This is a genomic window from Streptomyces sp. NPDC097640 (genome assembly GCF_040302705.1).
Classification (GTDB): domain Bacteria; phylum Actinomycetota; class Actinomycetes; order Streptomycetales; family Streptomycetaceae; genus Streptomyces.
In genome coordinates, this window is sequence record NZ_JBEOSB010000004.1 from 33,439 (window position 1) to 46,101 (window position 12,663).

Annotated in this window: 8 protein-coding genes; 6 read left to right on the forward strand and 2 right to left on the reverse strand. The window is 73.3% G+C overall.

Features of this window, described 5'->3' with window-relative positions; genetic code table 11:
- Positions 1-131 precede the first annotated feature (131 nt).
- Complete coding sequence (locus ABTY62_RS06720) at positions 132-983, forward strand: calcium-binding protein (RefSeq protein WP_352128319.1); 852 nt, start codon at positions 132-134, stop codon at positions 981-983.
- A gap of 43 nt (positions 984-1,026) precedes the next feature.
- Here ABTY62_RS06720 and ABTY62_RS06725 read toward each other — a convergent pair whose 3' ends face one another.
- Positions 1,027-2,292, reverse strand: coding sequence for a M20 metallopeptidase family protein (locus tag ABTY62_RS06725; protein WP_352128642.1), 1,266 nt, complete (start codon positions 2,290-2,292; stop codon positions 1,027-1,029).
- A gap of 323 nt (positions 2,293-2,615) precedes the next feature.
- Here ABTY62_RS06725 and ABTY62_RS06730 point away from each other — a divergent pair, with 323 nt between their 5' ends.
- The 5 genes from ABTY62_RS06730 to ABTY62_RS06750 all read left to right on the forward strand — a co-directional run bounded on the left by ABTY62_RS06730 (position 2,616) and on the right by ABTY62_RS06750 (position 12,096).
- Complete coding sequence (locus ABTY62_RS06730; protein ID WP_352128320.1) at positions 2,616-3,449, forward strand: hypothetical protein; 834 nt, start codon at positions 2,616-2,618, stop codon at positions 3,447-3,449.
- 84 nt (positions 3,450-3,533) lie between these two features.
- Positions 3,534-6,266, forward strand: coding sequence for a discoidin domain-containing protein (locus ABTY62_RS06735; RefSeq protein WP_352128321.1), 2,733 nt, complete (start codon positions 3,534-3,536; stop codon positions 6,264-6,266).
- Between the two features lie 234 nt (positions 6,267-6,500).
- A complete protein-coding gene (locus ABTY62_RS06740; protein ID WP_352128322.1) occupies positions 6,501-6,791 on the forward strand; it encodes a helix-turn-helix domain-containing protein in 291 nt (96 codons plus the stop codon).
- 103 nt (positions 6,792-6,894) lie between these two features.
- Positions 6,895-8,013: an esterase-like activity of phytase family protein gene (locus ABTY62_RS06745; protein WP_352128323.1), complete on the forward strand. Its 1,119-nt coding sequence runs from the start codon at positions 6,895-6,897 to the stop codon at positions 8,011-8,013.
- Positions 8,014-8,145: 132 nt separating this feature from the next.
- A complete protein-coding gene (locus ABTY62_RS06750; RefSeq protein ID WP_352128324.1) occupies positions 8,146-12,096 on the forward strand; it encodes an ABC transporter ATP-binding protein in 3,951 nt (1,316 codons plus the stop codon).
- 111 nt (positions 12,097-12,207) lie between these two features.
- Here ABTY62_RS06750 and ABTY62_RS06755 read toward each other — a convergent pair whose 3' ends face one another.
- Positions 12,208-12,651 carry a hypothetical protein gene (locus ABTY62_RS06755; RefSeq protein WP_311729675.1) on the reverse strand — a complete coding sequence of 148 codons (444 nt, stop codon included), beginning with the start codon at positions 12,649-12,651 and terminating at the stop codon, positions 12,208-12,210.
- Positions 12,652-12,663: the final 12 nt, after the last annotated feature.

The following is a 12,663-nucleotide window of genomic DNA, read 5'->3' on the forward strand; positions in this document are numbered from 1 at the left end:
CGCCCCGGGCAACCGAAGTGCTTTTTCCGGCGCAACCCCCGCCCCCGGCGCCGTGTCTACGCGGGTGTTCGAAAGACACCGGCCGAAGACACCGGCCGATTCACCCCCGTTCCGCGAAGGATCACTTCTCCATGCGTAGCAAGCACGGAATCATCGCCGCCACCTCCACGCTCGCCCTCGCCCTGGGCGGAGCCTTATTCGCGGCACCCGCCGCCCAGGCAGCCACACCGGTGGCCTCCGTCGTCCACGAGGACGGCGAGCTCTGGTACAAGGGCGCCCCCGGACAGACGAACAAGCTCAAGGTTTCCGTGAAGGTGGCAGAGCGGGGCGAGTGGGAGTCGTACTACATCATCACCTTCCGCGACCGGGGTGCCATCACCATCGACCCGAGCGCGGCGACCGCCGACGAGTGCACGTACCCCTCGGCGGCCGACCACACCGTCGTCCGGTGCGCGACCATGGTCCCGCTGGGCTCCGACGACTCGGACAACTTCGACGTCAACCTCGGTGACGGCAACGACACCGCGACCGTCGACGCCGACAGCCCCGCCTACTCCTCGATCTACGGCGGTGCCGGCGACGACGTCATCAAGGGCTCCGCGCGGGATGTGCTCCACGGCGGCGACGGCGACGACCGCCTCGACGGCGGCGGCGGTGTCTGGAGCGTCGGCCCCTACGGCGATGCCGGCGACGACACCATCACCAACTGCGCGATGGACTGCTACGGCGGTCCCGGCAACGACTCCATGTCCGGAGGCACCAACGACACCGAGAACAACATGTACGGCGAGGACGGGAACGATGTGATCCACGGTCTGTCCGACGCCGACCACATCTACGGCGGCCGGGGCAACGACATCCTCTACGGCGAGGAGGGCAACGACACGATCTACGGCAACAGCGGAAACGACACGCTGTACGGCGGCCCGGGCACGGACACGCTCTCGGGCGGCCCGGGCACCAACAAGGTCTACCAGGACTGAGCGGCCCGCTCGCGGCTCTGCCACCGGGCCCGCCGGGGCGGCCTCACGCCCCGCGGGTCCGCTGCGCGACCCAGCCCGCCATCGCTCGTACGCCGACGCCGATCGCGCGCTCGTCCGGGAGGAAGTCGGGGTAGTGCGGGTAGCAGGCGGTGATGGGCGCGCCGGGGGCGCGGACGCCGAGGAAGGTGTACGTGCCCGGGACGCGGTCCAGGTAGAGGGCGAAGTCCTCGCCGTTGAACGGGAAGGCGGCGTGGAGCTCGGTGACCGGGTCCCCGCCGAGTTCGCGGCGGAGGTGGCGGGCGAGGGCGCGGGCGTCCGGTTCGGGGCAGACCATGGCGGGGAACGGCTCGCCGGGGAAGCTCACCCCGGCCCCCGCGTACGACATGGCCAGCCGCCGGATGTCCGCGCGGACCTCCGCGTAACGCTCCTGGGGCCAGCAGCGGTAGGACACGCTCACCTTGGCCTCCTGCGCCCTGGCCCGGACGGCCACGAACCGGGCCAGCGGCCCGTCGGGCGTCTGGACGTCGGCGACCATCCGCTCCAGGTCCGCGGGGGTCTGCGGCGGCGCCACCGTGGCGAGCGCGCCGATCTCGGCGGCCAGGCGCCGCGCGGCGTCGGGCGCGTCCGGCCCCGGGAGGGTCACCTCCGCGCGGTCCTGGCCCGGCAGCCCGTAGCCCGGGGTCACGGCGAACCGCCCGACCGGGAACGGCCCGCAGTGCAGTGCGTGGATCTCCTCGACGCGGGTGTGCTCGAGCACACCCGCGTCGATCATCGCGCGGGCCCCGGCCAGGGCCTCCTCGGCGGGCTGGAAGAGGAACACCACTGTTCCGCTGAGCTGTCGCCGCAGCCGGGCCAGGACCTTCGCCACGCCGAGGGCCACCGTGGTGTGAATGTCGTGGCCGCAGAGGTGGGCCGCCGCCGGGCCGCCCCCGACGATGTCCCCGGGCGGCACCGCGTCCATGTCCGCCCGGTACGCGACGGTGCGGCCCGGCAGTGAGCCGTGCAGGACGCCGACGACGCCGTGGCCGCCCACCCCGGTGGTGACGGCCAGCCCGGCGGCCCGCAGCTCCCGGGCCACCACGCCCGCGGTCCGCTGCTCCTGCCCCGGCGCCTCGGGGTGTTGGTGGATGTCGCGCCGCAGCTCGATCAGCCCGGGCTCCAGGCGCGCCACTTGGGCGTCCACCGCCCCCTGCGCCACCGTCCGCCCCCGCCCGCCGGCGGCGGCCGTCCCCGCGGTTCCCCAGCCGATTCCCGCGGCGGTGGCCGTCGCGCCGGCGAGCAGTGAGCGGCGTGTGAGGGCGTGCTTCATGGGCTCTTTCACCGTTTCCCGATCCTTCATGTGGTCTTCCGGAACGTTCGACACACCATCGCCGTTCGCGGGTGTCACGGCCCATCCGGCTGACCACCAGGTGGGGGTGGGGGTAGCCCCATCATGGCCGACCAGAGGATGAGCAGCGGGCCGTCGGCGAGGCGGCTCGCGCGGGGGCGCTGGGACGCATGTGGCGCCTGGCGTGTCGCGGCGGTGTTACGGCGAGCCGGTGAGTGTCCACCCGGCGATGTAGCCGCCAGGGCCGAGCCGGCAGGGCCGACCGGCCCTCGTCCCGTCCGTGCGCCCGGTGTGACAATCCGGCGATGGGACGGACCTCTCGGCAGACCTCGCCTCCCCTGCTGCGCGCCGGCACCCTCTGGGCCCGGGTGGCTTTCGACGGGAAGGCGGTGAGCGTCACGTGGCGGCTCCTCCCCGTCCCCGGCCTGCGGACCCGGCGGTATCCGCTGGCCCAGGTGCTGGCCGCGGACTACGTCTGGCTCGGCCAGGACGGCGAGTGGCACCGCTTCGGCCTGGCCCTGCGCGGGCGGAAGCCGATCCGCGTCGGCGTCTACCTGGGGCTGCGCGGGCGTGGCCGCCGGAAGGACAGCCGCTGGGGGGAGTTGGTCGCCACCGTGAACGCGGCGGTCGGGCAGCGGATGCGGTGCGTTCTGTACGGGACCGTGGGGCGCCCGCCGTGGAGCGAGGAGGTGTGGCGGCGGGTCGAGGCGCTGGTGCCGGAGCTGACGTGTTTCGAGTACAGCCATTGGCGCCGGGACGAGGAGGTGGGGCACCGCCAGGCGATCGAAGAGGGGGTGCTGGCGGACCTGTCCCGGGCGGACTCCGATGTGCCGCCCCCGCCCTATCCGCCTCCCCGGGCGTGGCACGACCGGCCGCCAAGGGGCGGCGGCGCGCTTGTCGGTCGGATCGCAGACCCCCGGGACGATCCGCGCGAGCGTGAGCGCGACCTGCGCCGGGCCGAGGCCTGGCACGATCTCATCGACGCGCTCGGGCAGGGGCAGGAGGCCGCGCTCTCGGCGCGGTGGGCGGCCGTGGAGGCCCCGGCGCTCCTGGCCTGGGGGCACTACTACCTTCAGCGCAAGCTCAACCGGAAGCCGACGCGTGTCATCCACACTCGTGTTCGGCGGCCGAAACGCTGACGTGATGTGTCGTATCGTCCCGTTCGCCTCCTTGTGGCCGCTATGGTCGCTGCGACCGTCACCGGCGAACCACGACGGAGAACCATGACGCACGCGCCCCGGCTGCCCCGCCCCGCCCGGCTGATCGCCCCGCTGCTCGCGGGCGCGCTGATCGCCGCGGTCCCCCCGGATTCCCCCGCGTCCGCCGCCCCCGCCCCGCGCGACACCGCCTGCCCGCAGGGCGAGGACGGCGACGGCTGGGCGCTGTCGGCCGACCGGATCGATCCGGACAGCGGCTTCGACGCCGTCGTCGGCAACGGCTATCTCGGCCAGCGCGTGGCCCCCCACGGCACCGGTTACGCCGCCACGGGCGCCAAGACCGGCTGGCCGCTGTTCACCCCGCGCTACGACGGCTCCTTCGTCGCGGGCCTGTACGCGCACAACATCGCGACGACCGAGGACCGGCAGGTCGCCGCGGCCATCCCGACCTGGACGTCCCTGGACGTGACGACCGGCGGCGCCGGCGCGGAGACCTTCTCCTCCGACACCCCCACCGGCCGGGTATCCCACTACCGCCAGACGCTCCACCTCCGCTGCGGCCTCGTCCGCACCTCCCTCACCTGGACCGCGTCCGACGGCCGCGCCACCGACCTCGTGTACGACGTGCTGGCCGACCGCGTCAACGCCCATGTGGGCGCCGTGCGGCTGCGCATGACCCCGCACTGGAGCGGCGAGGCGACCGTCACCGACCGGATCGACGGGCGCGGCGCCCGCCGGATCAGCCAGACCGGCGGCAGCGGCTACAGCTACGGCGGCCGCACGATGGACGTCGCGTTCCGTACGGACGGCACGGACACCGACGGTGCGGTCGCCTCCACGCTGCGGCCCGGCGCGGGCGTACGCGACGAGGGGCCGCACCGGGCGGGTCCCGTCAAGGATCTGTCGGCCCGTCAGTACGTCACGTTCCCCGTCGAGCGCGGCCGCTCGTACGAACTCGCCAAGTACGTCGGCGTGGACACCGCACTCACCTCCCGCACCCCGCGCGGCGCCGCCCGCGCCGCGGCGGAGGGGGCGGCGGGGCGGGGCTGGGCCGCGCTGTTCGCGGGTCACGCCGCCGCGTGGGACCGGCTGTGGCGGGCGGACATCGAGGTGGCCGGGCGCGGGCAGGAGGCGGGGGAGCTGCGGCGGTGGCTGCGCTCGGCGCAGTACGGACTGCTGTCCGCGACCCGCCCCGGCGCCCGCGACAGCATCTCCCCGACCGGCCTGACCAGCGACAACTACGCCGGGCTGATCTTCTGGGACGCCGAGACCTGGATGTATCCGGGACTGCTCGCCGCCCACCCCGAACTCGCCGCGACCGTCGTCGAGTACCGCTACCGCACCCGCGCCGCCGCCCGCGCCAACGCGCGCGCGCTCGGCTACCCCGGCCTCTTCTACGGCTGGACCAGCGCGAGCCGGGGCGATCTGTGGTCCGAGTGCCACAGCTGGGACCCGCCGCACTGCCGCACCCAGAACCACCTCCAGAGCGATATCGCGCTCGCGGCCTGGCAGTACTACCTGGCCACGGGGGACACCGACTGGCTGCGCGGGCGCGGCTGGCCGGTGCTCAAGGGGATCGCCGAGTTCTGGGCGGGCCGCGTCACGCGCAACGCCGACGGCAGCTACTCCATCAACGACGTCGCGGGCCCCGACGAGTACAGCAACGGCGTCGACGACGGCGTCTTCACCAACGCCGGCGCGGCCACCGCCCTGCGCGCCGCGACCCGCGCCGCGCGCGTCCTCGGCGAGTCGGCCCCCGCCGCGTGGAACCGGATCGCGGGCGGGTTGCGCATCCCGTACGACGCGCGGAAGGACGTCTTCCTCCAGTACGCGGGCTACGACGGCTCGCTGATCAAGCAGGCGGACACGGTGCTGCTCATGTATCCGCTGGAGTGGCCGATGTCCGCGCGGACGGCCGCCGCCACCCTCGACTACTACGCCGCCCGCACCGACCCCGACGGCCCGGCCATGACCGACTCGGTGCACGCCATCGACGCGGCGGGCATCGGCGCGCCCGGCTGCTCGACGTACACCTATCTGACCCGCGCCATCAGGCCGTTCGCGCGCGGGCCGTTCGAGCTGTTCTCGGAGGCGCGCGGGCAGAAGGCGGGCGCCGCGGACCCGCTGTCCGGCTCCCCGGCCCAGGACTTCCTCACCGGCAAGGGCGGGTTTCTCCAGGTCTTCACCCACGGGCTGACCGGCCTGCGGCTGCGCGAGGACCGGGTGCGGCTCGACCCGATGCTGCCGCCCCAGCTCGCCGCCGGGGTCACGGTGCGCGGGCTGCGCTGGCAGGGGCGCACCTACGACGTGGCGCTCGGCCCGCACGAGACCGAGGTGCGGCTGACGGACGGCGCGCCCTTCACGATCGAGACCCCGGAGGGGGAGCGGCTGGTGAGCGCCGGCGCCCCCGCCGTCCTGAAGACCCGCCGTCCGGACCTGGCGCCGACCGACAACCTCGCCCGGTGCCGCGCGGCGACGGCGACCTCCGAGGAGCCGGGGATGTACGCGGGAGCGGCGCTGGACGGCAGTCCGGCGACGGCGTGGGTGCCCGACGGCGTGTCGGGCTCGCTCACCGCCGACCTGGGACGCGCCGTACGGATCGCGGAGATCACGCCCGAGTGGACGGCGACGCGTCCGGCCTCGTACGAGGTGGAGACGTCCCTGGACGGGCGGGCCTGGCACGCGTGGGGCTCTGCCGGGGGCTCGGGGCTCGCACGCTATGTGCGGGTGACCGTGCGGTCGGCGGACGACGGGCGGCGGGCGGGGATCGCGGAGTTGAGCGTGACGTCGGCGGGGTAGCGGCCTCCCGGCGGCCCAGGGGGTGTCCGGCGGATCTTTTCCCCTACCCGCCCCTTCCCGTAACCAGGGGCTTCGCCCCTGGACCCCCCCGGGTCTGGGGCGGAGCCCCAGTTTCGGGAAGGGGCGGGGTGGGGGACGAGCCCGCCACAGGCGTCAAGATCCGCCGGCAGGTCCTAGTGCGTTGGCGACGTGGCGCGCCGCCCCGATTCTTATACCGGCATTAGTATCACGGACATGGTGCGCACCCCTCTCACTCCGCTGGAACGCGAACGCGGCCGGCACCTCGGCCTCCTCCTCCGCCAGGCCCGCGGCGAACGCAGCATGGCCGAGATCGCCGCCGCGGCCGGGATCTCCGCCGAGACCCTCCGCAAGATCGAGACCGGCCGGGCCCCGACCCCCGCCTTCTTCACCATCGCGGCCCTGGTCGGCACGCTCGGGCTCACGCTCGACGAGCTGGCCGAGCGGTGCGCGGCGGTCACGGTCGCGGCGGAGGCCGCACCGGCGGAGGCCGGCGCCGCGGCATAGCGCGGCGCTCAACCCGGGCTCCAGCTGGGCGAATTAGCGTCCCGGCCGCGTCGGCCACCTCGGCCGCGCAGGTCAGGACGCATTCCACCGAGGAGAAACGCCCATGCGCCGCCGTCTCCGCATCGCACTCGCCACCACCACCGCCGCCCTCGCGCTCTGTAGCTCCCTGGGCGTCGAGGGTGGCAGCGCCACCGCCCGCGCCCGTGCCCAGAACGTCGACCACAAGTGCTCCGACCACGTGGACGCCGACGGCTTCTCCGACTCCCTCGACGGGACCCTCTTCCGGAAGAGGTACGTCGGAAACCTCTCCGGCCTCGCCGTCGACAGCGACGGCTCCATCGCCGCGGTCTCCGACCGGTCCCTGCTGTTCCGCCTGAAGGTGCAGAGCCAGAACGGGAACCCCACCGCCGAGCCGAGCGGGGTGACCGACCTCAGGGACGAGCAGGGATATCCCTCACTCGACTCCGAGGCCCTGGTGATCGACAGCGACAAGACCCGCCTGGTCACGTCCGAGATCGAGCCGTCCATCCGGATCTATGACGAGTCCGGCCGCAATCCCGTCAAGCTGCCCATGCCCAAGAGGTTGCTGGTCAAGCCCGACGGGCGGGCCCCCGACCGGAACCTGACCCTCGAAGGGCTGACCCTCCAGCCCGGAGGCAGGACGCTCGTCGCCTCCATGGAGGGGCCGCTGGAAGGGGACGGCAAGGACACCGCGGGGCATACGCTGGTGCGGCTTCAGAGCTGGCAGCGGGGGCAGGGCCAGAGCGCGAAAGAGTTCAAGATCGCCGCGCAGTACGGCTACCCGGTCGACAAGAATCCGGACGTCGCGAGCAAGGATCTCGGCATCTCCGAGATCGCCGCGACTCCCGACGGCCGTCTCCTCGTCATCGAGCGCGGCCATTCCCCGAGCGGCAACACCGTCCGCCTCTACCTCGCCGATCTGAGCGGGGCGACCGACGTCACCAATACCGAGAACCTGCCCGGGTCGGCCCAGCTGGTGAAGAAGACCCTGCTCGCCGACCTCGTCAAGTGCCCCGACCTCGGCGCGCCCGCCAAGCAGCCCCAGCACAACAAGCTGCTCGACAACATCGAGGGCATGGCCGTCACCGGCGCCACCGGAGGGACGCTGAAGCTCCTGCTCGTGAGCGACGACAACGCGAACGTGGTGCAGATCACCCGCCTGTACGCGCTGACCGCCAAGCTGCCCAGCAGCGGGTCCTAGGGGCGGGAACCACAGGTCACAGCGGGGTCCAGGGGGCGAGCCCCCCGGGCCCCGTTTTGTTGCGGCAGGATGAAATCCGCACGCCAGGGTGTTGGTGTCTTCCGGTAGCAAAGGCGGATCGGGAGGTCACGGGTGGCGGACGACGCGGATATAGCGGATACGCGGGAGGGCTGGGCGCGGCGGCTGATCCGCTACTGCTGGCGGTACCGCCGCGACGTGACTCTGGCCCTCGGCGCCTCGCTCGGCGGGATGGCCGTGACGGCGCTGGTGCCGCTCGTCACGAAGCTGATCATCGACGATGTGATCGTCAAGCACGACCGCTCGCTCGCGCCCTGGGCCACCCTGCTGGTCGTCGCCGCGCTCGTCGTCTACGGGCTCACCTTCGTCCGGCGCTACTACGGCGGCCGGCTCGCCCTGGACGTGCAGCACGAGCTGCGCACCGAGATGTTCGCGGCGATCTCGCGGTTCGACGGCAGGCGCCAGGACGAGCTGAGCACCGGGCAGGTCATCGGCCGGGCCACCAGCGATCTCCAGCTCGTCCAGGGGCTGCTCTTCATGGTGCCGATGATGATCGGCAATGTCCTGCTCTTCGTGATCTCGCTGGCCGTGATGGCGGTGCTCTCGCCGGTGCTCACCGTCGTCGCGCTCGCCGTCGCCCCCGCGCTGTGGTTCATCGCCTCGCGCAGCCGCACCCGCCTGTTCCCCGCGACCTGGTACGCCCAGGGGCAGGCGGCGGCGGTCGCCGGGGTCGTGGACGGGGCGGTCACCGGCGTTCGCGTGGTCAAGGGGTTCGGGCAGGAGGAGCAGGAGACCGGGAAGCTCCGCGAGGTCAGCCGCCGGCTGTTCGCCGGCCGGCTGCGGACCGTCCGCCTGAACTCCCGCTACACCCCCGCCCTCCAGGCCGTGCCCGCCCTCGGCCAGGTCGCCATGCTGGCGCTGGGCGGCTGGATGGCCACCCGCGGCCAGGTCACCCTCGGCACCTTCGTGGCCTTCTCCACCTACCTCGCGCAGCTGGTCGGGCCGGTCCGGATGCTCACGATGATCCTCACGGTCGGGCAGCAGGCGCGGGCCGGTGCCGAGCGGGTCTTCGAGCTGATCGACACCGAGCCCGCCATCGCGGAGCGCCCCGACGCGCGGGAGCTGCCCGCCGACGCCCCCGCGACGGTCGAGTTCGACCATGTCTCCTTCGGCTACGACGCCGAACGCCCCGTCCTCGACGACCTGTCCCTGCGGATCGAGCCGGGCGAGACGGTCGCGGTCGTCGGCGCGTCCGGCAGCGGCAAGTCGACCCTCGCGCTGCTGCTGCCCCGCTTCTACGACGTGTCGGCGGGGGCGGTGCGGGTCGGTGGCCACGATGTGCGCGAGCTGACGTACGAATCGCTGCGCGCCGCGATCGGGCTGGTGCCGGAGGACAGCTTCCTGTTCTCGGACACGGTGCGCGCCAACATCGCGTACGGGCAGCCCGACGCGACCGAGGAGCAGATCCGGGCCGCGGCCCGCGCCGCCCAGGCCGACGGCTTCATCTCGGCGCTGCCCGACGGCTACGACACCGAGGTCGGCGAGCAGGGCCTGACCCTCTCCGGCGGCCAGCGCCAGCGTGTCGCCCTGGCCCGCGCCATCCTCACCGACCCGCGGCTGCTCGTCCTCGACGACGCCACATCGGCGGTGGACGCGCGGGTCGAGCACGAGATCCACGAGGCGCTGCGGGGCGTCATGGCGGGGCGTACGACGCTGCTCATCGCCCACCGCCTGTCGACCCTCGCCCTCGCCGACCGCATCGCCGTGCTCGACCGCGGCCGCCTCGCCGACATCGGCACCCACGAGGAACTGCGGGACCGCAGCGCGCTCTACCGGCGGCTGCTGACCGACCCGGACGAGCTCAGCGGGATCGCCCGCGACCCGGCGGGCAGCGTGGCGGCCGGCGCGGCGGGCGGCGACGGCGCGGTGGCGGTCGCCGGGGCCTTCGGCGGCGAGGCGTCGGCCACCGGGCTCGCCGTGCCGTACCTCGACGGCGTACCCGGCCCGGACGGCGAGAGCTGGGGCGCCCGTACGGTCATCAGCAGCACTCTCGCGCGGCAGGACGGCGACGACGACGCGGCGGAGGGCGGTGTGACGCCCGAGCTGTGGGTGCGGCGCGCCGACGCGGAGGGGGACGGCGACCTGCCCGGCTCTCGTGGAGCGGTTCCCGCCACCGCCGCGGCTGCCGCCCCCGCCCCCGGCCCCGGGATGGCCGGGGCGCTCGCCGGGATGCCCGCCACCCCCGAGCTGCTGGCCAAGGTCGCGGCGCTGCCCCCGGCCACGGACACGCCCGACATCGACGAGCAGCGGGCCGCGTGCCCCGAGCGGGCGTACGGGCTGCGGCAGTTGCTGCGCGGGTTCGGCGCGCCGCTCGCGGTCAGCCTGCTGCTGGTCGCGGTCGACGCGCTGGCCGGGCTGCTGCTGCCGGTGCTCATCCGGCACGGCATCGACCAGGGCGTCCAGCGGATGGCGCTGGGCGCGGTGTGGGCCGCCTCCGGGCTGGCGCTCGTCGTCGTCCTCGCGCAGTGGGCCGCGCAGATCGGCGAGACGCGGATGACCGGGCGGACCGGCGAGCGCATCCTGTACTCGCTGCGGGTGAAGATCTTCGCGCAGCTCCAGCGGCTCGGGCTCGACTACTACGAGCGCGAGCTGACCGGCAAGATCATGACCCGGATGACCACGGACGTGGACGCGCTGTCCACCTTCCTCCAGACCGGCCTGGTCACCGCCGTCGTCTCCCTGCTGACCTTCTTCGGCATCCTGGTCGCGCTGCTGATCATCGACGTCCAGCTGGCGCTCGTGGTGTTCGCGGCGCTGCCGCTGCTCGTCGTCGGCACGATCTTCTTCCGGCGGCAGAGCGTCAAGACGTACGAGCTGGCGCGCGAGCGGGTCAGCGTGGTCAACGCGGACCTTCAGGAGAGCGTGGCCGGGCTGCGCATCGTGCAGGCCTTCCGCCGCGAGCGGGCGGGCCGGGAGCGGTTCGCGGGGCGCAGCGACGCGTATCGCCTGGCGCGGGTGCGCGGCCAGTGGCTGATCTCGGTGTACTTCCCCTTCGTCCAGCTGCTGTCGTCCGTCGCGGCCGCGCTGGTGCTGATCGTCGGCGCGGGGCGGGTCGGCGACAACACGCTGACGGCGGGCGCGCTGGTCGCCTATCTCCTCTACATCGACCTGTTCTTCGCGCCCGTCCAGCAGCTCTCCCAGGTCTTCGACGGCTACCAGCAGGCCACCGTCTCGCTGCGCCGCATCCAGGAGCTGCTGCGCGAGCCGACGAAGACCCCGCTCGCCGACGCGCCGCGCGAGGTACGGGCGCTGCGCGGCGAGGTCACCTTCGACGGGGTGCGCTTCGGGTACGGGGACGACGGCGACGAGGCGCTGGCGGGCATCGACCTGACGATCCCCGCCGGGCAGATCGTCGCTTTCGTCGGCGAGACGGGTGCGGGCAAGTCCACGCTCGTCAAGCTGGTCGCGCGGTTCTACGACCCCTCCGCCGGGGCCGTGCGGGTGGACGGCACGGATGTGCGCGAGCTCGATCTCACCGCGTACCGCAACCGCCTGGGCGTCGTACCGCAGGAGCCGTATCTGTTCCCCGGGACGGTGCGCGACGCCATCGCGTACGGGCGCCCGGACGCGAGCGACGCGGAGGTGGAGGCGGCGGCCCGCGCGGTCGGCGCCCACGCCATGGTGGCCTCGCTCGACGGCGGCTATCTGCACGAGGTCACCGAGCGCGGGCGCAATCTGTCAGCCGGGCAGCGCCAGCTCATCGCACTGGCCCGCGCCGAGCTGGTCGGCCCGGACATCCTGCTGCTCGACGAGGCCACGGCCGCGCTCGACCTGGCCACCGAGGCCCTGGTGAACCAGGCCACGGACCGCCTGGCGGGCAGGCGTACCACGCTGGTCGTCGCGCACCGGCTGACGACCGCGGCCCGCGCGGACCGGGTGGTGGTCCTGGATCACGGGCGGGTCGTCGAGGACGGTACGCACGAGGAGTTGGTGGCCCTCGATGGTCGGTACGCCGAGTTGTGGCGCACCTTCACGGGGGAGACGGCTCCGACGGCCGTCGCCTGATGGTGTCGTCGCTCGAGGGCGGCGTCGTCCGTTGACGGCGTCGTCCGACGGCTTTTACCCGTAACCCCCGTGGTGACTCTCGGCATTCAGCCGATGTTACCCACCGTTACATCACGGTTCCATACCGCTGGCCCTGGCTATCCCCTCCACCTCACGCCGGTCTCGTTCCCGCTGTTCCGCGTCCGCGGCCACCCGCTGCTTGTGACGGAGGAGGAAGTCGGGGTCCTCCGCCCGGTCCTGGGGCACCAGGACCTTCATGCCCTTGGCGTGCGGGCTGTCGCCGAGGTCGACGACCACCCGCTCGTCCTGGGAGGTGAGCAGGCCGAACAGCACCAGCAGCTCCGCCTGTAGAGCGGGGGTGAACAGCTCCTTCTCCTCCGGCCCCATGCCGAGTTCGTACGTCCCCCCGTGGACGGCCGGTGAGGTGCTCAGCTCGCGCAGCAGCCGCATGAGCAGCTCCAACGAGCGAGGATCGATTCGGTTCTGCAATTCGGTCAGATACTGGGTCAGCCGCTCGGCCCGTTCGCTCCGGTCGTGCCGTTCGTCTCGGTCCATGTAGGCAGGATG